Source organism: Micromonospora sp. NPDC006766 (assembly GCF_040636055.1).
Taxonomy (GTDB): domain Bacteria; phylum Actinomycetota; class Actinomycetes; order Mycobacteriales; family Micromonosporaceae; genus Micromonospora.
Genome location: NZ_JBEYIX010000012.1, coordinates 25,161 through 47,197, shown reverse-complemented (window position 1 = coordinate 47,197; position 22,037 = coordinate 25,161). Strand labels below are relative to the sequence as shown.

Genomic DNA, 22,037 nt, shown 5'->3' with positions numbered 1-22,037 from the left:
TAGGTTGAATGGTGGCGAGACGGCAGTACAGCGTCAACGAAAGTCCCGTCGGCAGACCGCGAGGCACGGGATCGAGGGACATGCTTCGTCAAGTCGGACCCGAAGATGTTCGGCGGCGAGGAAATGATTGGCGACATCCCGCCCGCTATGAAAGCGACAGGTGCCAAACGGTACTTAGTCGGCATCCGCCAGAAAGCTCTTCTACGTAACGGGCCGGGACCTTCCGGTCCCGGCCCGCCCACCTTCGTCGGCTTTCCGACTACCGCCCCGCGAGTGGCGCCTGCGCGAACAAGAGAAGGTCGGCCAGGCCGAACTTCGAACCGGCCGACGGCAGGGTGGGCCGCCAGGCCGGGTCGGAGGTCAGGAACGAGTCCAGGTCCGCCCGGATCAATCCGATCAGCACCTCCGCGACGATCCGGCCGCCGACCGGGCCGAGCCGGTCTCCTCCGCCGCAGTACTGCGCCTCCTTGAGAATGTAGAGCCAGAGCGGCGTACCGCCGGCCCACTCCTCGCCGACCTGGATTGGGTCGAGCGGCTCCGCGTCGAAGAGGTGGGCGACCGCCTCACCACTCGGCAGGGCGGTCGCTCTTCCCCGCAGCATGTCCCGTACGGCCAGGGAGCGGTGCTCGGCGACGTCCACCTCCCCGGTGATCTGCTCAGGTAATGAGATGAGGCTCGCCGGCAGGCCGCCGTCGAGCCGCTTGGCGCGCTGCGCCGGCGGCCGGGACGGCAGATCGAACAACAGCGACCAGTCGAGCTGGTGCTCCGGACGGATCGGTCCGTGCCCGAACAGGTCGGGGAAGAGCGGATACTCCGGACCGCCCGGCTGGAGCCGGTAGCCGTGCCGGATCTGCCCGTGGCCGTAGCGGTACGCCGCGTCGGCGAACTCCAGCGGGATGAAGGCGGCACCCGGATCGGGCGTGAAGTACCGGGGCCCGTCGGTAAGCAGCTCGTCGACGAGTTCCGCGCCGACCAGCCGAGGCAGGAAGTCGTGGATCACGATCCACTGGTAGTGCCAGACGAGCGCACGCCGCGCCTCCTCGAAGATCTCAGACTCGGGCACGCCGTCCTCCCGCAGGCGGTTGACCAGCCCGTTGTGCGCGCGTAGGAAGGCCAGATGCAGCTGGGCGACGAAGCGGTGGACGTCGTTGCGCGGGTCGCCGACAAGGGCGGTGCCCTGCCAGTTGCGGGGCAGGTCCAGGCCGTCCGAGCTGGTGAGCAGCTTGGCCGGGTCACTGGTGTCGTAGAGGTACGGCGTGCCGACCGGCCCCTCGGCGTGCACCATCTCCAGGTTGAGCCGCGGCGAGCGCGCGTTGCGCAGGGCGATCACATCGGCCTCGATGCCCACCGGCGAGCGGTCCGCCGTGATGTCGTGGGCGACGAACTGGCCGAAGAACGGCCAGCCGGCCGCCTCGCCGCCGTCATCGATCGCATGCCCCGGGCGGCTCGGAAACCGCGAGGCGTCGCAGGCTCCGCCCGGTGTGCCGGCGGCGTAGAGCGCCTGGGGGTCGGCGATCAGCGGCGGCAGGCCGGGAAACATCCGTCCGTAGCGTGCCCCCTGCTCGGGGGCGTCGACCATCCGCCCGGGCGCCAGGCAGTGGTCCCGGATGGCGCGGAGGCTACCGTGTCGCGCCGTTTCCACCGCCGCGGTCACAGCGCCTCCTCGGGCAGGAGGAAGAGTTCGTCGACGTAGCACCAACCCCACTCCTCCCCCGGCTCGTACGAGCGCACCAGGGTGTGCGCGGCCTTGTGCCAGTGCGCGGTCGCATGCCGTCGCGGGGAGTTGTCGCAGCATCCGATGTGCCCGCACTCCAGGCACTCCCGCAGGTGCATCCAGCGGGTGCCCTCCCGTAAGCAGTCCTCGCAACCCCGGCGGGTGCTCGGCCGGACGTCGGCGACCCGGTCCAGGTGGTCACAGGTCCTCGTCGTCGGGTTGCCGTCGGCGTCTCCGGCCACGGTCCAAGCGGTCATTGGCGTAGCTCCTCGTGTCGGTTTCGGTCCGTGGTCAGTCCGCCTTGAGCTCCGGCGGGTAGAGGAAGTAGTTGGCCGCCGAGGCCGCCTGGGCTCCCTCGTGCACCGCGGCGGTGACCTGGTGGGAGTGCAGCGAGGTGACGTCGCCGGCGGCGTAGACCCCCGGCACGTTGGTCTTCTGCTCGCTGTCCACCCGGATCCAGCCGCTGGGGGCGAGCTCGACGCCGAGCTGTTGCGCCAGGCGGGTTTCCGGGGTGGCGCCCTGGATGCTGAACAGGGAGTCGAGCTCGAGTCGCTCGCCGCCCCGGGTGATGACGGCGACCATCATCCCGTCCTCCCCCTCCACCGACCGGATGTGGTCGTGCACGACGGGGATGCCGGCGTTGTTGAGTCGCTTCTGGAACTTCGGGCTGATGTCGAGGTACTCGCTGTTGGTCAGCAGCCGGACCCGGTCGGTCAGGCTGTGCAGCTGGAGGGCCTCACCGGCGGCGGCGTCGGTGTGCCCGACGACGAGTATGTTGCGCCCGCGGTTTTCGTAGCCGTCGCAGGTGATGCACCAGAACATGCTGCGGCCGACGTACGACTCCCAGTGTGGGAAGTGCGGGAAGTGGTCGAGCACGCCGGTGGCCAGGACCAGCACCCGGCCCTGCCACCGGTGGCCGCCCTGGGCCTCGGCGACGAAGCCTTGCTCGCCGTCTCCGCTGACCCGCTCGATCAGGTGGTGCACGAAGTGGATCCGGTTGTACCGGGAGAGTTGCTGCCGGGCGAGTTCGCGCAGCCCCACCGTGGCAATGCCGTCCGGAAACCCGAGGTAGTTTCGGTTTGTCTGGTGATGGGTCGAGCGGCCCCGGCCGTTGTCGAAAACGAGCACTTCACGGTTGTATCGAGCCAGATAGAGAGCGGCGGAGAGGCCAGCTGGCCCTCCGCCCACGATGATTGCGTCGGCACTGCGGGGAACCGGAACTGATCGCGTCACGATGATGCGTCCTTTGCGGTCGGAGCTCGTGGTTGATGCCGGCGTTCGGGACCAACAACGGCCGTCCGGCGTTATGCCGCCCCACGCCGATCGCACGTCGCGAGTGAATCACACGTCCGGCGGCGCCCACCGCATTCCGGGGAAAGGCGCGCGGACTACCGGAGGTCCGGGCTTGGATTAAGGCATGTCCGCAGGCCAGGGGCCGTTGCGCCGGGCAACGCCGAACCCTGGCACCTCGTCAAGTCTCCCCGCCAAGCAATTCATTCCGGACAGTCGGTTCGCATCCCGCATTCGATCATGACGGGAGAGTGCCGGAGGCTCCGGGGGCAGTTCCGCCGATCAGTGCACATCGGATCTTTCGGTCAGGCATCTGCCCTGTTCAGCGGAGTCCTCGACCCGATTTGAAACCCACCGTCGCGAGACAATTGCGTGACGTTACCGCACGGCGTCCCTTCCGACAGGGCCGAGGAGCCGGGCCCGCCACTCGCATGTCACCCACGCCGTCAGAATGCTGACTCTAGGATCAGTCAAGAACCGGGCAGCGACGCGACCCACGATTGGATGGACTCTGTCCGGAAGTGACCGACAATTGGCACGGCCACGATCAACAGGGGGAGGCATCAAGATGGTTGTGGCATCGTGAATGGCAATAGGGCGACTGACGAGGACTTCAGGGAGTTCTGTGCCGACGTGTTCGCCACACTCGGCCGAACGGACCAGCGCCAGGCGGCCGAGACCTACCTCAACGGGCTGCTCAGCTGCACTGGCCGGAAGTCAATCCGTCGTCTCGTCGCCGCAGCGCCAGGTCGCAGCGAACAGTCCCTTCAGCAATTCATCAACCAGAGTCCATGGGATCCTGATCCAATCCGGGAACGGCTCATGTACCGACTGGCCAAGGCCATTCGGCCGACCGCCTGGGTACTCGAGGAGGTTCACTTTCCCAAACACGGCCAGTACTCGGCGGCGGTCGAGCGGCAGTACGTGCAGGCCCTGGGTCGGGTCCGCAACTGCCAGCTGGCCATCACGGTCACGCTGACCGCCGGCCGGATCACCGTGCCGGTGAACTGGCGCCTGATCGTGCCCGATTCCTGGGGCCGGGACCACGAAAGAAGGGCCCGGGCCCGCATGCCGAGCCACGAACTGCCGCGGCCGTACTGGCAGTACCACCTCGAGGTGCTCGACGACATGGCCCTGGAGTGGGGCATGCCGGTGGCCCCGGTCGTCGTCGACACCAGCAACCGCGGAAACGTGGAGGCGTTCCTCGGCGCCCTCGAGCTGCGTCGCCAGCCGTACCTGGCGCAGGTCGCCAGCACCTTCCTCGTCGCCTACGACCAGCCGGCGAGGGCAAGCCATCCCAGCCGGGGCGCAGGCCCCGTGAACGGCTCGACCTCGACCTGGCGGGGGACCGCCGGCGACCTCATCGCCAGGACCGGTCACATCGCCCGGGAGACTGTCGAGTGGCGCAATGACGAAATCGACAGTGTCATGCGCTCCCAGTTCCTCCAGGTCCCGGTTCGGTCGTCCGTACCGGGCCGGGGTGCCGGCGCTGGGTCGACGCCGCCGGGTGCGCGAACGCTCATCGCCGAGTGGCCGCTGGGCAAGCCCGGTCCCCGCAACTACTGGATCACGAACATGACCGACCCGGCCCTGCCGGAGCTCGTCGAGCTCGCGAAGCTGCGAGAGTTGGCGACGCCCCGCATCGAGGAGTTCGCCGCCACGTACGGCCTGCGGGACTACGAGGGCCGCACCTTCGCCGGCTGGCACCACCACGTCACCCTCGCCACCGCCGCGTACATCTACTGCCTGCTGAACAGGCCTGGGTGACAACCCGGCTCCCGCGGCCAATTCGTCGAGCGCGGCCGACCCGTCGAACGCTGACGGCGCCGGCCGGGCCGGACGAGCGCAGGTCGAGCCCGAGCGCCCCGCTTCGCGGCGAGGGTCCGACCGACCCCGACGGAGCAGTCAGGAAAATGGTGATGCGGTGCCGGCAACGACCGGCACCGCATCACCGTCTTGGGGCCGCGGGCGAGGATCAGGCGCGCCCTCGACCGAGGAAGTCGACCCGTTGGCCGACCGGACCGTAGACGAAATCCCGCATGGAGCTGATGAAGTCACTCGGAAACCCGAGCTGGATCGCGCTGGCCTCGTCCAGCCTCCGCACCGACTCGTCGGGAAGCTCGAGTTCGGCCGCCGCGAGGTTGTCCATCAGTTGCTCCAGCCGGCGGGCGCCCACCACCGGGTGCACGTGCGCCCGGGAGGCCATCAGCCAGGCCAGGGCGACCTGTGACGAGGACACACCCAGTTCGTCGGCGACCACGTCCACCTCGCGGGCGATCCGCAGGTCCCGCTCGCTGAGGTCGTCCTTGCTGACCCGGGTGTGCGTGGTCGGATCCGAGCGGGTGAACTTGCCGGACAGGACTCCCCGGGCCAGCGGCGACCAGGCCGCGACGCCCAGGCCCAACTCGTCGGCCATCGGAAGCAGCTCCCGCTCGGCCTCGCGTTCGAGGAGGCTGTACGGCAACTGGAGCCCCACGAAGGGACTCCAGCCGCGCAGCTCCGCGATCGTGTTCGCCCGGGAGACCACCCAGGCCGGCGTGTCCGACATGCCGACGTAGAGCACCTTGCCGGCCCGGACCATGTCGTCCAACGCGCGCATCATCTCCTCGATCGGGGTGCCCCGATCCCAGATGTGCACCCACAGCAGGTCGAGGTAGTCGGTGCGCAGGCGCTTCAGGCTCTGCTCGACCGAGCGTACGAGACTTTTGCGGTGGTTGCCCGACGCGTTCGGATCGGCGCCGTCGTTGGACAGCGTGTACTTGGTGGCGACCACGAACCGGTCGCGGTCGGCGCCGAGGAGGTCGCCGACGATGCGTTCACTCGCTCCCTCGGTGTACTTGTTCGCCGTGTCGATGACGTTGCCACCGGCTTCGGCGTACGCACTGAACAGCTTGCGGCACTCCTCGACCGGCGCTCCCCAGCCCCAGTCCTCGCCGAAGGTCATGGTGCCGAGGATCAACTCCGACACCCGTAGCCCCGACTGGCCGAGCGTTCGGTACCTCAATGGCCCTACCCCTCCCATAGCGCACTGTCTGTTATGGGCAGAGGCTACACTCAGTGCGCATCACGTTGCGGCATGCGGCCGTGGCGGTGCGCCGCGGCAAGACTGGCCGGGTCCTGGTCCCGATACCCCTGGCTCACCTCGACGACCACCCCGTCCGGGTCGGTCAGCCAGATACTGCGCCAACCCGGGATGAAGTCGTCGAATCGCAGCGGGCCGAGGGAGACGGGGACCTCCGTGCCGATCCGGTCGAGGAAGGCCGCCAGGTCGTCGGTCTGGAACGCGACGTGCCGGGCGATGCCGACGTGCGGCGGGCCGTCCCCGGTCGAGGTGATCGGTGCGGGCTCCGGTGAGGCGAACAGCTCCAGGTAGACCGACCCCTGCCGGAGGAAGATGATCTCCTGATCCCCCAGCGGTACGACCCGCGCCCGCTGGAAGCCGAACCAGCGTCGGTAGAACTCCTCGGTGGTCCGCTGGTCGGCGCAGTTGAGCGCCACGTGCGACCAGCGCAGCGCCGGCGCCGGCGCGGTCATGCCGCCACCCGCCGATCGGTGAGCATGTCGATGATCTGCCGGGCGAAGAGGTGGGCGTGCATGCCCGTCCGGCCGGTGACCAGGTCGTCGCCGTCGATCACGACGTCCGCGTCGACGTACTCGGCGCCCATGTTGCGCACGTCCCCGACGAGGTTGTTGTGGCAGGCCACCTTGCGTCCGCGGATGGTCTGCGGGATCGGCGCGAGCAGCCAGAAGCCGTGGCAGATGACGCCCTTGAGGACGCCCGGCTCCTGGAAGGCGCGCCGGAGCAGGTCGACCGCCGGCGCCAACTCGTTCACGTCCTCGGTGTAGCGCAGCCGGTCGGAGACCATGCCCGAGGGCACGATCACCGCCGCGTACGACCGCAGCTCCGCGTCAGAGATGCCCTCGACGCTTTCCCGCGCCGTGAAGGGCGCCCGCCACTCGTGACCGTGGAAGGTGATCTCGGGCTGTCCCCAGAGACGGGTGAGGAAACGGACCTCCGCACCTTCCTCGGCGAACCGGCGATGGTAGTAGTGGATCTCGGGCTCGAAGTAGTCGCTCTCCACCAGCACGGCGATCTTCGTGCCGGACAGCGGGCCGTCCCGCAGGAGAAGGTCAGACATCGCGGGCCTCCTTGATCAGGTCGGCGGCCCGCTCGGCGATGGCGACGATGGCGGTGTGGCAGTTGCCGGAGGGCACCGCTGGCATCACGCTCGCGTCGACCACCCGTACGCCCTGCACGCCGTGCACCCTGAGCTGCGGGTCGACCACGGCGAGGTCGTCGATCCCCATCCGGCAGGAGCCCGCCTGGTGGTGGTAGCAGTCGGCCCGGTTGCGGACGAACTCCCGGATCTCCGCGTCGGTCCGGACGCCCGGTCCGGGCATCAACTCGCCCTTCAGGTGCTCCTTGAACGCCGAGGTCGCGAAGATCTCCCGGCTCAGCTTGAACGCCCGCACCAGCCGGTCGAGGTCGGACCGGTCGCCGAGGTAGTTAGGGTCGATCAGTGGGTGGGCGAACGGATCGGCGCTGGCCAGCCGGATTGTGCCCCGCGAGTTCGGCCGCACCACGCCGGGCAGGATGGAGACGGCGTTCGGGTGATTCTGCCCCACGATGATGTCGAAGGGCACGTGCACGAACGCCAGTTGGAGGTCCGGCGCCACCATGCCCGGCTGTGAGACCGTGAAGAGCGCCGACTCGGACAGGTTCTGCCGGCCCGGGCGCACCGGGTCCGCGGTCTCCGCGATCAGGCCGGTGAGCACGTGGTTGTGGAAGTTCTCCCCCACGCCGGGCAGGTCCGCCACCACCGGGATGTCGAACTGCCGCAACTGGTCGGCCGCTCCCAGCCCGGACAGCAGCAGCAGCTTGGGCGACTCGATCGCGCCCATGCAGACGATCACCTCGCGGGCGGCCCGCACGTCCCGGTCACCCGGCTCGGCACGGTCGACCCCCGGCAGTTCACGTCCGTCGCCGACGGTCGCCGCTGGCGACTGCTGCCGGTAGCGCACGCCCACGCAGCGGGTGCCTTCGAAGACCAGGCCGGCAGCCTGGGCGTCGGGGCGTACGGTGAGGTTCGGGCGGCCCAGCGCCGGCTCGAGGAAGGACTTCAGCGCCCCGCGCCGTTCACCGTCCCGCACGTCGAGGTGGTGCCAGCCGGCGCCCATCATCTGCGGCCCGTTGAAGTCAGGCACCTCCGGGTGCCCGAGTTCCTTGCAGGCGTCGATGAACACCCGGGACATCGGGTTGGCGTCCGGCCCACCCGCGTTGGTCACGGTCTGCGGCCCGCTGGTGCCGATCCGCGGGTCCGTCAAGTCCTCCTGCGCCTCCAGCTTGCTGAAGTAGGGCATCAGATCGGCGTACGACCATCCGGCCGCGCCCTGGTACGCCCAGTTGTCGAAGTCCGAGGAGTGCCCACGGACGTGCATCATGATGTACAGGTTGCTGCTGCCGCCGAGCAGCTTGCCGCGCGGCTCGTAGACGGTCCGGCCGTTGAGGCCCGGCTGCGGCACCGTCTGGTAGCCCCAGTCGATCGGGCTGCCGAGCAGGGTGAACCAGAGCGGCGCGGCGTCCACGTTGGCGGGCACGTGGCTCCCGCCGGCCTCCAGGACGAGGACGGTGACGTCCGGGTCCTCGGAGAGGCGGTTCGCCAGCACCGAACCCGCGGTGCCGCCGCCGACGACGACATAGTCGAACTGTTCCATGATCCGCCGCCCTCAGTCGTTGGACAGGACGGCGCGGAAGGGCACCGTGTCGTGGAAGTTGGCCATGTACGTGATGAGCCCGTCGACCACGCGGTAGTAGTTCACGACGTCCGCCTCCACCGTTTCCCCGGAGGGGGTGGTGGCCGAGATGTGCGAGACGACCGCTGCCTGATCGCCGTCGACGACGATGTGCCGGGGCACGTTCTGGAACCTGGCGTACATTCCGGGGAAACCCTTCATCATGTCCCGCAGGGTGTCCCGGCCCTTGACGGGACCCGCGAGCTGCTCGTCCATGACCTGGTCGGCCGCGAACAGGTCACACCACGCGTCCCAGTCGCCGGCGTTGGCGAGCTCGTAGTACCGGTTGACAACTTCCCTCGTGTTCATCGGTGCCCTTCCGCATCCGCGTGGCCGCGCGCCGGCTACGCCCCGACGCGCGTGGCGTCGGTGGCCAGTTGCGACCAGAACTGGTTGAACTGGGTGGTTCCGTCACCGAAGATCGCGCCGCGACCCTCGATCACCTTGTCGTCGCGCCACCGGAGCAGGTGAACCACGTCGATCTCCAGCCGGTCGTACGGCGAGGTGCTGCCGTCCTTCGCGGTGACCCGGGCGCCCACGTTGTGCGAGACGTCCGCGGACCACTCATCGGCCAGGAGAATGGCCGAACGGGTCATCACGAAGCTGCCGCCGGAGAGCTTGCCGACCTGCTCCATGAAGCCGAAGAAGCCGTCCAGTCCCTCCCACCAGCCGGCGAGCTGGTGGTTGCCCGGGACGAGCCAACGCATGTCCTCGGCCCAGTACTTCGCGACCTCGGCCCGGTCACCGGTGGCGAGCGCCTGGTAGGCGGCCTCCACCAACTCCTTCGTGACGGCCATGGTCAGTCCTCCGCGAGCCGGCTTGCGACGCTCTTCAGCGTGAAGCGCGACCACATGTAGCGGTCCACGCCGTGCTGGTCGGCGGTGTGCACCTGGACCGTCTTGATCCGGCCGTCCTCGATCCCGTAGGTGGTGCAGGTCGGGAAGAGGTACTCCTGGCCGTCCGCGTTGCCGTGCCCGTGGTGCTTCTCCACGACGGTGCCGTCGTCGAGCTCCCCGAAGTGGACGTCGTCCACGGTGATGCCGGCCTTGAAGAGGTCACCGAAGAAGGCGATGACCTCGTCGACGCCCTTCATCGTGCCGGACAGCGGGTGGTGCCCCGGCATGGCCCAGGTGACCTCCGGGTGGAAGACCTCCGCCCTGATCTTGTCCATGGCGCCGTTGCCGAAGTGTTCGTACATCTTCAGTACGAGAGCGGTGTTGGACATTGTTTCCTCCCTGTTGGTGGATCGCCCTGGCCGTTCCAAGGCGTGACTCGCCGACACCGTCGTCGACTAGAGCGAGGCCGATCCCGGCATCGGGTCGAGGCGGTCGACGGTGTAGGTCTTGATCTGCGGCGCACTCGCCGGGCCGGCGACAACCTCCCAGGTCTGGTAGGCGTCGAAGCCCAGCCACTGGCTCTTCGCCGCGGGCGGAGTCCAGATGCTGGCCTGCCAGTTCACGACGACCTTCAGGTCGGCGCGGCCGATGTTCAGGTTGCTGACGTCGACGGAGGTGACGGTGTGCACCTCGTCGAAGAACCGGTTGGTGACGGCCTTGTACCAGTCGGCGAAGCCGCCGTGTCCCCGCGCGGTGGCCTCGGGGAAGCGCATCTCCAGCCCGTCGGCGGCGAGGTACGTCAGCGCCTCGTCGAGATCGACGTGCCGGTCCAGCGCGGCGTACCAGTCCGCCACCATGGCACGGATCGCCGCTTCGGTGAACGCCATTTCCACTCCTTCTCGGTGTTGTGCGAAGCGGTCAGGACCGCAGGGTGTCGTCGGTGGCCAGGTCGATCAGGAACGGCCGGCGGGAGGTGAGCAGCCGCCCGACCGCCTCGGCGACCTGGTCCGGCTTGTCGACCCGCATGCCGTCCGCCCCGAAGGAGCGCGCCAGCCCGACGAAGTCGACCTCGGGGTGGGAGAGGTCGAACGAGCGTGGGTACTCGTGCCGGCCGATCGCGCGCTCCGACCAGTACTGCTCGATGTTCCGGTTGAGCAGCTCGTACCGATGGTTGTTGCAGACCACGAACGACGCCGGCACGTCGTGCCGGGCGGCCGTCCACAACGCCTGATACGTGTAGAGGCTCCCGCCGTCGCCGCTGAAGCTCACCACCGTCTTGTCCGGGTGGGCGATCTGCATCCCCACCGCGCCGGGAATGCCCACCCCCAGGGAGCCGCCTCTGGTGAGGTGGTAGTGGCCGGGCAACCGTGGTCGGAGGTGACGCGTGAGGTAGGGCGAGGCGGTCAACGCCTCGTCGAACACCATGAGGTCCGCCGGCGCCCGGCGGGCCAGCTCGGCCAGGAAGGCGGCGATGAGCGTGCCGTCGTCCGGCTCGATCTCGGGTCGTTCGGCCCGACGGCGGGCGATCCGGTCCCGCGCCGCGGCGTCCTGGTCCGGGGTACGGAGCCGGTCGAGGTGATCGGCCAGCGCGGCCAGGGTGAGCTTGGGATCGGCCACCAGGCCGAGGGTGACCGGATGGTTCTTGGCGATCTCCCAGTCGTCGAGGTCGATGTGCACCACCGGGGTATCCGGGTGGAACGGGCTGCTCAGGTCCGGGAAGACCTCGGGGAAGACGTACGTGCCGACGATGAGCACCGCGTCCGCGTCCGCCACCGCGGCCCGGCTGGCCGAGCCGAACATGTGCCCCAGCGGGCCGCGTGCCAGCGGGTGGTCCGCCGGCAGGTGGGCCTCGGACGAGTCCACGAACCACACGTCGGCGCCGAGCTTCTCGGCCACCCGGGTCAGCTCCGGCTCGGCGCCGGAGACCGAGACGCCGTCCCCGACGAGGACGAGGGGGCGCTCCGCCCCGGCCAGCAGGGCGCCCGCCCGGGCAACCAGGTCGGGCGCCGGCAGCGTCCGGGTCTCCGGTACGACGGTGGGCAGCACCGGCTCGTCGTTGAGCGCGTCGAGCACGTCCATCGGCAGGGCCACGAAGACCGGTCCGCGCGGCGGTGTCAGCGCCGTCTTGACGGCCCGCCGCAGCACCCTCAGCAGCGAGCGAGGGTCCACCACCCGCGTCGCCCACTTGGTCACCGGCCGTGCCATCGACACGAGGTCGGCGGCCATCTGGGCGTCCATGGCGTCGTACGCGACTCCGGCCTCGCCGGCGATCACCACCAGCGGCGTGTGCCCCCGCTTGGACTGGTACATCATGCCGATGCCGTTGCCCAGGCCCACCCCGCTGTGCAGCTGGAGCACGGCCGGCCCGCCCGTCGCTCGGGCGTATCCGTCGGCGATGCCGGCGGCGACGGTTTCCTGGAGCGTCAGGATGTAGTGGAAATCCGGAAACCCCTCCAGGGCGTCGAGGAAGCCCTGCTCGACTGTTCCCGGATTGCCGAACATGTGGGTGATCCCGTCGGCGAGGAACTGTTCGATGATCGCTACTTTTCCGGGACGTGCCGCCATGGAAATCCCCTACCAACCGTACCGGCGGAGTCCGTGCTCCAGCATTTCCACCATTTTCTCGCCGGTCCGGAACGAGTCCGGCGTCGACCGTCCGGTGACGAACGGATAGTCGACCACGACGGACACCTCCTTGCCGAAGTTGCCGTGGTAGGAACCGTCCGGACCGGTGGCGTCCCGCAGGATGTATTCCAGCGGGTACGGCGGCGGGCCCATGTTGAAGTCGGTGTTCAGGAACCCGGTGCCGTCCTTGTAGTCGTATTCCTTGCAGTGCCCGGTGACGTGCTTGCCCCAGATGATGCTGCGGCGGTCCTCCCAGTCCCGGGCGAAGGCCAGGCAGGCCACGCCGTAGCATTCGGCGCCGATGACCTTGCCGGCTCGCAGGAAGGCCAGGATCAGATCGTGCACCCGTCCGTTGTTGGCCAGGTCGACGATCGGCCCGCTGCCGCCCACGACGAGCAGCGCGTCGTACTCGGCGATCGCCTCGACGAGCGAGTCGCCGACCGCGCGGTTGTACGCCTCCAGCTTGCGCAGGTAGCCGTTCTCGCTGGTGTACGGCCGGTCCGGGATCCACTCGGCGAGGTTGAGGGGGTTGTCCAGCCGCGCCGCCGCGTCCACCTCGCGGGCGAGCTTGGCGACCTCCTCGGTGACCACGCTGCGGCCAAGCGGCGGGTCGATGAAGTCGGGCTGCAGGCTCGGCGGCAGGGCGTGCGGCCGACGGCCGGTCGGGGTGGCGAAGACGACCTCGTAACCACGCTGGTCGAAGTGACTCAACGGGCCGACGAGCTCCTCTCCCCAATAGCCGTACTCGGACAGCAATACCAGAATTTTCTTTGTCACGGCGACTCCCGAGTTAGGGGATTTCCTGGCGGCGGCGCCTTGTGTGCCAGGCCGATCGGCTCTTTCCGAATCGGATCCTCGGTCGCCGGGCGACATCCAGTCAACGCCGGGAAAAGCCATCCGGCGCAGGACGCGGGATTCGGTCCCAAGCTTCGTCAAGTCGGCCGCATGGGGTCTGATCTGTGCGGTGGTAGTGGGCTCAACCGGGCGTATGGCCGATATGGGAGCCAGTCCCCCAGCCGACCCGCGGAACGCGTACTTCGTCAAGTTGCCGACACGACTCCCGGTAGTACATTCGCCGGCCGGAAGGACGGCTCGGAAGGAGTCTCGGATGGCACAATCAGGCGCATGACCGAGGCATACCTGACGGACGCCGAGCCGCCGAAGCCGGTATCACCGTTCGAACTGTTCTTCGACCTGGTCTTCGTGTTCTCATTGACGCGGGTGACCAGTCTCGTCTTGGGGCACCCGGATGTCGCGGGTGTCGGCCGGGGCCTGTTGGTGCTGGCGCTGCTCTGGTGGGCCTGGGGCGCGTACGCGTGGCTGACGAACACTGTGAACATCGACACGGCGTCCTCCCGGGCGGTGATCCTGGGGGCGATGGCAGCCATGCTCATCGTCGCCGTCGCGGTGCCCCAGGCGTCCGGCCGCAACGCGCTGGCGTTCGCGCTGGGCTACTTCGTCGTGCGGCTGCTGCACCTGGTGCTGTTCGCGGTGGCCGGCGGCGCCAACCGGGCCGCCATCCTGCGCCTCGCGCCGGGCAACCTGGCCGCGTCGGTCCTGCTCATCATCGGCGTGTTCACCCCGACTACCGTACAAATGGGACTCTGGGCCCTGGCCGTGATGATCGACTACGGCACGCCGCTGATCACCGGCGTCGGTGGCTTCACGGTGCACGCGGGGCACTTCTTCGAGCGGCACACCCTTTTCATGATCATCGCCCTGGGCGAATCGGTGATCGCCATCGGCGCCGGCGTACTGCACACCTCGGGCAGCATCACGCCGATCGTGGCCTGCAGCATCGTCCTCGCGCTCGCCGCGATCAGCGGTCTGTGGTGGTCCTACTTCGACTGGGAGGCCGGGGTGACCGAGCGGGTCCTGTCGAGCTCGATGGGGTCCCGACGCGCGCACCTGGCCCGCGACCTCTTCAGCTATCTGCACCTGCCGCTGGTCACGGGCGTCGTGTTCGCGGCAGTCGGAGTGGAGAGCGTGACCTCACACCCGCTGGACCCGCTGCACGGCGTTCACGCCCTGGGCCTCGGCGGCGGGGTGGGGATCTTCCTGTTGGGGCTCAGCGCGGTGTGCGGTCGGCGGGGTCACCGCCCTCGCGTCGACCACCTGATCGGGGGGCTACTCAGTCTCGCCACGATCCCGGCGTCGACCGTCCTGCCCGGCCTGCTCACGCTCGGGATCCTCGTGGTCATCCTGCTCTTCATCGCCTTCGTGGACCGCCGCGCCCACAGCCGCTCCGGGGTCGGCGAACGGACGGACACCGTCGTAGTGCCGGTCCCCCGGTGAGCGGCATTTGCCGTAAATTGCTTGCGAGACTGGCCGGGTGCCGAGGCAGGTAGATGCGATGCGACCGGACCGGATGCCGCGAGGGGTGTGGCGAGTACGGGAGGGCACCCGCGTCTCCACCACGGAACTCATCTTCGACCTGGTTTTCGTCTTCGCGTTCATCCAGGTCACGACCCTGATGTCCAACAACTTCACCGGCCTTGGTGTGGTGCGCGGAGTGCTCGTGCTGGCCGTTCTCTGGTCCGCCTGGTCGGTGTCGGCCTGGCTCACCACCCGGGTACGGGCCGACTTCGGCGTGGTACGCGTCGGCTTTCTCACGGTGATGGCGGTGTTGTTCCTGCTCGCGGTGACTGCCCCCGAGGCGTTCACCGACCTCCCCGGCGGCTTGGACGGGCCGCCGGTGTTCGCCGTGTGCTATCTCATCGTGCGATCGCTGCTGCTGGCACTGCGCTGGTACACCCTGCCCGCGGCGCGAGGCCCGCAGCTGGCGGCGCTCGGGGTGCCGATGCTCGGCCCCGGTCTCATCCTCGTCGCCGCGTTCGTACCGCAGTGGATCTCTCACCGCACCGAGCTGATCGACCTCGCGACGTCGCGGCCCTCGCCGGCGAGCAGTCCCTGCAACAATGCCCGCCCGGACAGCGGCCCAAGATCGCCCGCGACGCCTACACCTACCTGCACCTGCCGATGATCGTCGGCATCATCATCCTCGCCCTCGGACTGAAAAAGGAGCTGGGCTACGGGTCACCGGAGAGCTACCGCCCGGGAACGGCGTTGTCGGGCGCCGCCCTGTACGCCCTCTACGGCGGCGTGGTGCTCTTCCTGCTCGCCCAGATCTGCTTCCAACTGCGGGTGACACGACTGTTGACCAGGATCATCTGGCCACGACTGGGGGCCGCAGGGCTGCTCGTCGGGCTGGTCCCGATCGTCAGACGGATGCCGGCGCTGGAGGTACTGGCCATCCTCACGGCAACCTGCATCACACTGATCATCGTCGAGGTGGTGGTGGCGGACGGGCAACGACGCCGGCTCCGCGAAACCGCCCTCCTGGAGCCGCCAGAGGCCAACCGGCAACAACGTGCCGGGCCAAGCACATCCTGACCCCGCCCGTGGGCGTCAAAACGCTGTCTGCGCCTGCATCCGCCTCCCTAGATGCGCTCGCCGTACAGTTCAGCCAGCTCCCGGTACGTCTCCCGAACCGTGATGAGGGCGCTCGGATCGTCAGCGACGTTCTCGGCAGCGATAGCGGCGAGCTCGAGTGCGGTCTGGATCCGGGCCAACTCCGCCTCGGTCTCCTCCCACAGTGCCCACGCTTTATTCCGCTGTTCGGCCAGCGCCTGAGCGGCAGGACTGCTCGGCGGCGCGTTCGGTGCGAGCTGTTGCTGGCGGACAACCCGAGGGCGAAGCTGCTGCCGACGGCTGAGAACGTTGGCGGCCTCCCACAACGCCTGCGCGATCAGCCGCCCGCCCTCAGCCGGCTCGATCACTTTCGCGACGGCAGGGAGGGCACGCCCGGCACGCTCGGCCAACCCCACCAGGCCAAGGAACTCCCTGCGCTCCTCCTTGGTGTGCAGCGTCAGGTGAAGCGCCGGGAACGCCGCCCGTTCCGGTGCCACCACCTGGGGAGGCGCGGCCTCCGACATCATCGCCGCCGAGCCGAGCCCCAATACCAGCACCGCCAGGACGAAGACCGCCAGCGGCGGCATACCGCTGAGGAAGAGCGCCCAAGCGCCGATCAAGGTCAGCGTGGCGAGCACGATGACACCGGCGACATTGGGTGGCCTCTGGAGCACCGGTACCGCTCGCAGGTCGGTGATGCTTCCCCACTCGTATCTGAGCGGTGCCCGGGAAATCTTGAGCGGTGCGAGGGCGACAACCGTCGTCGAGTCGTCTGCGGCAATCCAGAGGTGAAAGGGTGGCGCGGACGGGGACACCTGGGCTCCTCTCGGCAGGGGTCGGGAAGTCAAGGATGCCCTTGTTGTGGCGGATCAAGCGAGGTCGATCAGATCCAGCACGACAGGCGTGACCTCCTTGACGAAGGGCACCGCCTTGGCCGTAACGCCCACCACCGCGACGCAGCGGAACTCCAGCCCCTTCATCGCGTGCATCGTGGCGAGCCGGACCCCTTGAGCGTCGTTCTGAACCGTGCGCAGACCGCGATCTCGCTCGGCCCGACGCCCTGTTCCAGGATCAGCCGCAGACCGTCACCCATGCACTACCTCGACGGCGACCGGTACGCCGTCCGCGCGACCATGCCGCTCGCCTGGGTCCTCAACACCAAACCAACGGAGCACGACCTCGGCTGACCAGCGGCGACGACCAAGCTGCAGCAACCAGATGGGTCGACTCTGACCCGATCCGCCACGGGCGTCAGCCACCCCGACCTAGTGCTACGCCGCGTTAGTTGGGGGCTGTCCGGCCGGGGCGTGCTGGTGGTCCTAGACAACACCGCCACCACCTGCCCGGTGTCGGACCGCTGCGCTCGGCCCAGCTGGCCGAATCGACGCTCTTGGCTGCTTTCGGATCGGCGCGCGATCATGGGCAAGCATGATGACGATCCCGGCGAAGGAGAAGTGCCATGTCCGAAAACAACCTGCAACACCGTATGGGCAAGGCCATCCTCGTCGTCCGCGGGCCTGACGGCCAGCCGCTCGCCGACCAGGTCGTGACGGTTGCCCAGAAACGACACTCGTTCGCGTTCGGCAACATCGGCTTCGACTTCGTCGACCTGGTCGGCGCCGCCGAGCCAGAGGCGGCTGCGGAGGTCGAGGGCTCTGGCGGCACTAACGACGGAGACCTGGAGGGGCTCGGCAACCTGTGGCTGAACCTTTTCAACACCGCGACCCTGCCGTTCTACTGGGGCAGCTACGAGCCACGACGGGGCGTCACCGACGCCGAGCGCCTTACGAAGACGGCCCGGTGGTTGGCCGAACGCGGCGTCACGGTCAAGGGGCACCCGCTCGTCTGGCACACCGTGCAGCCGCCGTGGCTGCTCGACCTTGACCTCGACGAGGTCGAGCGACTGCTGCGGGCCCGGATCCGTGACCTGGTCGGCGGGTTCGCGGGGCTCATCGACGTCTGAGACGCGATCAACGAGGCGGTCATCATGCCCGTGTTCGACAACGGCGACAACGCGATCACCCGGCTCGCCCGGGCCCGGGGCCGCATCTACCTGGTGCGGTTGGCATTCGAGGAGGCCCGCGCGGCCAACCCGGCAGCCACCCTGGTGCTCAACGACTTCGACCTCAGCTCCGCGTACGAATGTCTCATCGAGGGTTTACTCGAAGCTGGCGTCGGCATCGACGCGATCGGGTTGCAGACCCACATGCACCAGGGGTACCGGGGCGAAGAGTACATGCAGCACATGCTCGACCGGTTCGCCCGGTACGGTCTGCCGCTGCACCTGACCGAGACCACGCTGGTCTCCGGCCACCTCATGCCACCCCACATCGAGGATCTCAACGACTACCAGATCCCGGACTGGCCGACGACCGCCGAAGGCGAGGCCCGGCAGGCCGAGGAGATGGTGCGGCACTACCGGTCCCTGGTCGCGCACCCGGCGGTCCAGTCGATCAACTACTGGGGGCTCACCGACAACGGCGCCTGGCTCGGCGCGCCCGCCGGCCTAATCCGCGCCGACGGCAGCCCCAAGCCGTCCTACGACGCCCTCGACGCGCTCATCAACGGCGAGTGGTGGCTGCCGCCCACCGACCTGCGCACCGACGCCAACGGCACGGTCACCGTGGAGGGATTCCTCGGGAACTACACCATTACCGTCGGCGACCACACCGCACGGTTCAACCTCGGCCCCACCCAGGTTACGGCAACCGTGGACCTCGACTAAGCCGCCGACTACCGACGGTGGTCAGCGCATGGAGGCATATCGCTTTCGCGGCTTCGTCATCTTTTGGCGCAGGCCACGGCACACCTGCCCGGCTGGCAGGTCACCAACCGGCATCACCCGTACCGCAGCGGCGTCGGGAACAACAGACCGCACCACGACGGAGCTCCGTTGAGTAGCCGTGCTCAGGACGCCGTCCCAGCAGCGCCCGCATACTTTCCCAGTCGCTTGAACGAGCCCGGGAAGGCTGACAGAGATGACGAAGCAAGGCCGCACGTCGATTCTCATCGCGGCACTCGTATTGATCCTGGCCACGCCGGTCGCGTCCTGGGGGCTCATCGGCGACCTCAGCAACGCGGCGGCTCGCCAACTCGCCGCCGAGGGCGTCGAGCTGGACTACGTGATCCGGCCGCTGGGCCTGGGTCCCGTGGGCGACCGCATCGTCGGTCTCCTGGCCTGCATCGGCGCGCTCGGCGCGCTCGCCTGGTTGATGCTGGCCACCCCCAGCCGCCGGCTGGATTCCCGGTGGTGGTGGGTGCTGTTGCCGCTTGTCGTGGCCGGCGTCCTCGTCGGCTTCGGCTGGCGGGTACTGACCTCCGGGGCACTCGGCGCGAACATCGGAGCCGGCCTGACCGTAATCTTTGGTGGCCCGCTGCTTGCCGCCCTGCTGCTTGCCGCCGCCGTTGCCGCAGTACACCACTGCCTGATCAGGATGCGGCGCAACAACAGCTGTTGAGTCTGAGGTCAGGGCAGCCGTAGCCCGGGGCATGCCTTACCGCCATGGCCGTCTCGATGCCGCATCCAGAGCACGACGTCAAGGACCCGTAGTCGGCCAACCGCCGCCGGCAGGTCGGCCCGCGCGTGGAGGGCGTCAAGGCGCTGCGCCAGGACGCCACCTTCCTCACGGAACTTGCCGTGCAGCCACTCCCAGAAGCCGGTCCCTGTGCCGAGGGCACAGGACACCACCTCGTCGTAAACCGGCACGAGCTTCGGGCGTTTGCGGGCAAGTAGCTTGCCGGCGATGACCCAGCCGATGTCGTGCGCCTCGCGCAGCGTCTGCCATGCTTTGTCCGCGTGGCCGCCCTTCACGATGAGCGGGAACGCCTCGTCGGTGCCCAGCTCGGTGTCGACGGGGATGTTCGCCAGTTCCGCCGCCAGCCTTCGGCCGAGCTGTCCCTGTGACAGGTCGAGCGCCCGGCGCGGGCGTACCTGCACGCTGAGCAGTTCCACCGCGATCAGGTCCTCGGCGGTGACGGTGTTCGCGATCTCAGGACGGCAACCGCCGCCGCCGAGTCGTTCGAACTGCCCACCGGTGAAGCCGCATCGCCATCCGCCAGGAAGTAGCGCTGAAGGTCCCTTCGAGATCAGATGGGCTGGCTGCCGGAGGCGAACGACAGGAACGGGCTCGGCTCGCCGCTCCACGACACGTACAGCGCCTCCCGGGCGCGGGTGCTGGCGACGAAGAGCAGGCAGCGTTCCCTGAGCAGGTCGCTGTCGTGCTGGATCTGATCGACCTCGCTCGGCGTGACCTCCTTGGCGAAGGGCACCGCCTTGGCCGTAACGCCCACCACCGCGACGCAGCGGAACTCCAGCCCCTTCATCGCGTGCATGGTGGCGAGCCGGACCCCGTCGACGTCCGCCCCGGGCTGGTCCCGCACCCGCACGGCCGGGATGCCGGCGCCGGTCAACTCGTCGTACACGGTGTTGAGCGTGGTGTTGAACCGTGCGGAGACGGCGATCTCGCTCGGCCCGACGCCCTGTTCCCGCCACTCCCTCACCCGTTTGACCAGCGCCGCGACCTCGGCCTGCGGCGTCGGATGCCCCTGCGCGTGGGGGCGTTTGCCGTGCAGCAGCGACCGGTAGCCGGTGAGGCTGTCCTCGCCGTCGCCGCCGAGGTCGTCGACGCGCGACCCGACGAGCACCCGGGTCGACCAGGTGAGGATCTCCTCGGTGCTGCGGTAGTTGATGCGCAACCGGCTGCTGCGCCCGGTCACGGAGATGCCGAGGGCGCTGAGCGACACCCGGGAGTCGTAGATCCGCTGGTGCGGGTCGCCGGTGATGAACAGGTCATCCGGGCCGGGCGCCACCGCGGCCCGCAGCACCCGCCACTGGGCGGGGTGCAGGTCCTGCGCCTCGTCGACCACGACGTGGTCGAACCCGTGGACGGCACGGTCGGCGTCGGCGAGCAGCTGCGCCGCCCGAGCGCAGATCTGCAGGTGGGTAGCGGTGCCGGCGGCGGACAGTTCGGCCTGGAACATTTCCACGGCGTCCCAGACCCGATCGCGCTGCCGCGTGCCCAGCGCCGATCCTCTCCCGCGCCGGCTGGCTGTGCGATAGGCATCCCGGCTGCGGATGTCCTGGGCGAGGATGACGTGCCGGAACTCCTGGGCCAGGAACTGCTCGCTCCAGGGCAGGGTCAGCTTCCGGCACACCCGTCGCCAGACCTGCCGTTCGTCGGCGTCCCCGATCGGGGTCGGCACCCGGCCGGCGAGGGTGCGCACGGTGCGGTTGGCGAAGGCGTTCACCGTGGTCACCTCCACCCGCGCAAGCTGCTTCTCGTCGTCGAGGAGCAGCGCCAGGTGCTCCCGCAGGGTCGCGGCCAGGGCGTTGGTGTACGTGGTGAGCAGCACCCGGGCGTCGGGCGTACGGGACAGCAGGTGCTTGACCCGGTGCAGCGCCGCCACCGTCTTCCCGGTGCCCGGCCCGCCGGTAACCTGGGCCGGCCCCTGGTAGGAGACCCGGTAGGCGACCCGCCGCTGGGATGGGTGCAGGAAGACCCGCCAGGCGGCGAACGGCTTGTCCAGGATCTCGGCGAGTTCGTCGGGCCGGGTGACCAGCGTGATCCGGCTGGTGGTGTTCGCGATCGCCATCGCGAGGCTCTCGCTCGGCTCGGGCGTGGCGTCGGCCGGCCGACGCTCGGCGACGAGGTCGCGGTAGACCTCGTCGGGCGTGAAGCCTTCGGCGAGATATTGCAGCACCTCGAACTGGTCCTCGGGCAGCAGCGTGCCGAACGCCTCCAGCTGCGGCTTGTCGATGATCGTGCGGACCGCCCGCAGCACCTGGTCGTCGATGCCGAGGTCGCGTAGGACGGTGTCCGAGTGGCGGGCGAACAGCAGCGTCGACGCCTGCGCCGCCGCTTTCTCCAGCGCCGGCGTGAGCTGCTCGATGGCGACGGCGTTGCGGACCTCCAGCGCCCGCGTCGCCGTGTTCACCGTGTAGAGCCGCTTCGCGGCCCAGGTGTACGCGTCGTCGTGCCGCACGACGTTGAGCAGCAGGAAGGTGTCGGTGCCGTCGTCGGGCGCGAGGACCACGCCGCGCCAGAAGTCGTTGATCCGGATGGTTCGCATCCGCGGGTCCCGGGCGTTGTGCACCGACTCCAGGTGCAGGCCCTTGTCGGCGTGCAGCTCGGCGACGGTGAGCTGCTGGAACTTCTCCATCGCCTTGCGTACGCCGGCCTTGACCGGCTTCTCCAGGACGTCGAAGCTCTGCCAGAAGGTGTGGGCAAAGGCGAGCTGGGGCACGAGGGGGTCTCCAACAGGGGGCCAGGCGGGGAGGGAGGCGGCCGAGCGAGGCGAGAATCCAGACCTCGGAGGTAACCCGGCCACCCAACCAGATGCGCAACGCGAACCTGCGGATGAGTCAGAAA

The 22,037-nt window shown here is 68.9% G+C and carries 21 protein-coding genes and 1 pseudogene; 6 read left to right on the top strand and 16 right to left on the bottom strand.

From position 1 onward, the window contains the following. Positions 1–259: 259 nt before the first annotated feature. From ABZ671_RS14100 to ABZ671_RS14090, 3 genes are read right to left on the bottom strand one after another with little or no spacing between them, the layout of a single operon-like run. Positions 260–1,654, bottom strand: coding sequence for a peroxidase family protein (locus ABZ671_RS14100; protein ID WP_357856576.1), 1,395 nt, complete (start codon positions 1,652–1,654; stop codon positions 260–262). Then, complete coding sequence (locus ABZ671_RS14095; RefSeq protein ID WP_357856574.1) at positions 1,651–1,971, bottom strand: UBP-type zinc finger domain-containing protein; 321 nt, start codon at positions 1,969–1,971, stop codon at positions 1,651–1,653. Before ABZ671_RS14095 ends, ABZ671_RS14100 begins: the two co-directional genes overlap by 4 nt. Before the next feature lie 34 nt (positions 1,972–2,005). Continuing rightward, positions 2,006–2,902 (bottom strand): NAD(P)/FAD-dependent oxidoreductase, encoded by an 897-nt coding sequence (locus ABZ671_RS14090; protein ID WP_357856571.1) that lies wholly within the window; start codon positions 2,900–2,902, stop codon positions 2,006–2,008. A gap of 684 nt (positions 2,903–3,586) precedes the next feature. Here ABZ671_RS14090 and ABZ671_RS14085 point away from each other — a divergent pair. Continuing rightward, positions 3,587–4,771 (top strand): IS701 family transposase, encoded by a 1,185-nt coding sequence (locus ABZ671_RS14085; RefSeq protein ID WP_357856568.1) that lies wholly within the window; start codon positions 3,587–3,589, stop codon positions 4,769–4,771. 208 nt (positions 4,772–4,979) lie between these two features. On the opposite strand, the gene ABZ671_RS14080 is transcribed toward ABZ671_RS14085, so the two are convergent. From ABZ671_RS14080 to ABZ671_RS14035, 10 genes are all read right to left on the bottom strand, one after another. Beyond that, complete coding sequence (locus ABZ671_RS14080; protein WP_357856565.1) at positions 4,980–6,008, bottom strand: aldo/keto reductase; 1,029 nt, start codon at positions 6,006–6,008, stop codon at positions 4,980–4,982. A 50-nt stretch (positions 6,009–6,058) separates the two neighbouring features. Beyond that, entirely contained in the window at positions 6,059–6,538 is a 480-nt protein-coding gene (locus ABZ671_RS14075) for a VOC family protein (RefSeq protein WP_357856562.1), read from the bottom strand. Then, a complete protein-coding gene (locus tag ABZ671_RS14070) occupies positions 6,535–7,143 on the bottom strand; it encodes a DJ-1/PfpI family protein (RefSeq protein WP_357856559.1) in 609 nt (202 codons plus the stop codon). The genes ABZ671_RS14075 and ABZ671_RS14070 overlap by 4 nt, the downstream gene beginning before the upstream one ends. Further along, on the bottom strand, positions 7,136–8,719 hold the full coding sequence (locus ABZ671_RS14065) for a GMC family oxidoreductase N-terminal domain-containing protein (RefSeq protein ID WP_357856556.1): 1,584 nt from the start codon (positions 8,717–8,719) through the stop codon (positions 7,136–7,138). Before ABZ671_RS14065 ends, ABZ671_RS14070 begins: the two co-directional genes overlap by 8 nt. Positions 8,720–8,731: 12 nt before the next feature. Further along, a complete protein-coding gene (locus ABZ671_RS14060; RefSeq protein WP_357856553.1) occupies positions 8,732–9,106 on the bottom strand; it encodes a nuclear transport factor 2 family protein in 375 nt (124 codons plus the stop codon). 35 nt (positions 9,107–9,141) lie between these two features. Then, on the bottom strand, positions 9,142–9,594 hold the full coding sequence (locus ABZ671_RS14055; RefSeq protein ID WP_357856550.1) for a nuclear transport factor 2 family protein: 453 nt from the start codon (positions 9,592–9,594) through the stop codon (positions 9,142–9,144). A gap of 2 nt (positions 9,595–9,596) precedes the next feature. Next, on the bottom strand, positions 9,597–10,022 hold the full coding sequence (locus ABZ671_RS14050; RefSeq protein ID WP_357856547.1) for a nuclear transport factor 2 family protein: 426 nt from the start codon (positions 10,020–10,022) through the stop codon (positions 9,597–9,599). A 66-nt stretch (positions 10,023–10,088) separates the two neighbouring features. Beyond that, entirely contained in the window at positions 10,089–10,520 is a 432-nt protein-coding gene (locus tag ABZ671_RS14045; RefSeq protein ID WP_357856544.1) for a nuclear transport factor 2 family protein, read from the bottom strand. A gap of 31 nt (positions 10,521–10,551) precedes the next feature. After that, positions 10,552–12,198: a thiamine pyrophosphate-binding protein gene (locus ABZ671_RS14040; RefSeq protein WP_357856540.1), complete on the bottom strand. Its 1,647-nt coding sequence runs from the start codon at positions 12,196–12,198 to the stop codon at positions 10,552–10,554. Between the two features lie 9 nt (positions 12,199–12,207). After that, entirely contained in the window at positions 12,208–13,035 is an 828-nt protein-coding gene (locus tag ABZ671_RS14035) for a type 1 glutamine amidotransferase domain-containing protein (RefSeq protein ID WP_357856537.1), read from the bottom strand. 348 nt (positions 13,036–13,383) lie between these two features. On the opposite strand from ABZ671_RS14035, the gene ABZ671_RS14030 reads away from it, so the two are divergent. Genes ABZ671_RS14030 through ABZ671_RS14020 form a run of 3 tightly spaced genes read left to right on the top strand, consistent with a single transcriptional unit; the run spans position 13,384 to position 15,651 of the window. After that, a complete protein-coding gene (locus ABZ671_RS14030) occupies positions 13,384–14,553 on the top strand; it encodes a low temperature requirement protein A (protein WP_357856534.1) in 1,170 nt (389 codons plus the stop codon). Between the two features lie 58 nt (positions 14,554–14,611). After that, positions 14,612–15,241: a low temperature requirement protein A gene (locus ABZ671_RS14025; RefSeq protein WP_357856531.1), complete on the top strand. Its 630-nt coding sequence runs from the start codon at positions 14,612–14,614 to the stop codon at positions 15,239–15,241. Further along, on the top strand, positions 15,238–15,651 hold the full coding sequence (locus ABZ671_RS14020) for a low temperature requirement protein A (protein WP_357856528.1): 414 nt from the start codon (positions 15,238–15,240) through the stop codon (positions 15,649–15,651). Before ABZ671_RS14025 ends, ABZ671_RS14020 begins: the two co-directional genes overlap by 4 nt. A 47-nt stretch (positions 15,652–15,698) precedes the next feature. Here the strand turns inward: ABZ671_RS14020 and ABZ671_RS14015 are convergent, their stop codons facing one another. Next, on the bottom strand, positions 15,699–16,484 hold the full coding sequence (locus ABZ671_RS14015; RefSeq protein ID WP_357856526.1) for a hypothetical protein: 786 nt from the start codon (positions 16,482–16,484) through the stop codon (positions 15,699–15,701). Between the two features lie 644 nt (positions 16,485–17,128). On the opposite strand from ABZ671_RS14015, the pseudogene ABZ671_RS14010 reads away from it, so the two are divergent. Next, positions 17,129–18,394: pseudogene (locus ABZ671_RS14010) on the top strand (endo-1,4-beta-xylanase). Between the two features lie 253 nt (positions 18,395–18,647). After that, positions 18,648–19,127 carry a hypothetical protein gene (locus ABZ671_RS14005; RefSeq protein WP_357856523.1) on the top strand — a complete coding sequence of 160 codons (480 nt, stop codon included), beginning with the start codon at positions 18,648–18,650 and terminating at the stop codon, positions 19,125–19,127. An 8-nt stretch (positions 19,128–19,135) separates the two neighbouring features. Here ABZ671_RS14005 and ABZ671_RS14000 read toward each other — a convergent pair whose 3' ends face one another. After that, a complete protein-coding gene (locus ABZ671_RS14000; RefSeq protein ID WP_357856520.1) occupies positions 19,136–19,813 on the bottom strand; it encodes a DUF6308 family protein in 678 nt (225 codons plus the stop codon). Continuing rightward, positions 19,756–21,912 carry a UvrD-helicase domain-containing protein gene (locus ABZ671_RS13995; RefSeq protein ID WP_357856517.1) on the bottom strand — a complete coding sequence of 719 codons (2,157 nt, stop codon included), beginning with the start codon at positions 21,910–21,912 and terminating at the stop codon, positions 19,756–19,758. The genes ABZ671_RS14000 and ABZ671_RS13995 overlap by 58 nt, the downstream gene beginning before the upstream one ends. Between the last annotated feature and the right edge of the window lie 125 nt (positions 21,913–22,037).

Bases quoted from the DNA above. Each gene is read 5' to 3' on its own strand.
- ABZ671_RS14025 (WP_357856531.1), top strand. From the start codon at position 14,612: ATGCGACCGGACCGGATGCCGCGAGGGGTGTGGCGAGTACGGGAGGGC.
- ABZ671_RS14070 (WP_357856559.1), bottom strand. From the start codon at position 7,143: ATGTCTGACCTTCTCCTGCGGGACGGCCCGCTGTCCGGCACGAAGATC.
- ABZ671_RS14060 (WP_357856553.1), bottom strand. From the start codon at position 9,106: ATGAACACGAGGGAAGTTGTCAACCGGTACTACGAGCTCGCCAACGCC.
- ABZ671_RS14055 (WP_357856550.1), bottom strand. From the start codon at position 9,594: ATGGCCGTCACGAAGGAGTTGGTGGAGGCCGCCTACCAGGCGCTCGCC.
- ABZ671_RS14050 (WP_357856547.1), bottom strand. From the start codon at position 10,022: ATGTCCAACACCGCTCTCGTACTGAAGATGTACGAACACTTCGGCAAC.
- ABZ671_RS14065 (WP_357856556.1), bottom strand. From the start codon at position 8,719: ATGGAACAGTTCGACTATGTCGTCGTCGGCGGCGGCACCGCGGGTTCG.
- ABZ671_RS14040 (WP_357856540.1), bottom strand. From the start codon at position 12,198: ATGGCGGCACGTCCCGGAAAAGTAGCGATCATCGAACAGTTCCTCGCC.
- ABZ671_RS14020 (WP_357856528.1), top strand. From the start codon at position 15,238: ATGATCGTCGGCATCATCATCCTCGCCCTCGGACTGAAAAAGGAGCTG.
- ABZ671_RS14095 (WP_357856574.1), bottom strand. From the start codon at position 1,971: ATGACCGCTTGGACCGTGGCCGGAGACGCCGACGGCAACCCGACGACG.
- ABZ671_RS14075 (WP_357856562.1), bottom strand. From the start codon at position 6,538: ATGACCGCGCCGGCGCCGGCGCTGCGCTGGTCGCACGTGGCGCTCAAC.
- ABZ671_RS14005 (WP_357856523.1), top strand. From the start codon at position 18,648: ATGACGAAGCAAGGCCGCACGTCGATTCTCATCGCGGCACTCGTATTG.
- ABZ671_RS14045 (WP_357856544.1), bottom strand. From the start codon at position 10,520: ATGGCGTTCACCGAAGCGGCGATCCGTGCCATGGTGGCGGACTGGTAC.
- ABZ671_RS14030 (WP_357856534.1), top strand. From the start codon at position 13,384: ATGACCGAGGCATACCTGACGGACGCCGAGCCGCCGAAGCCGGTATCA.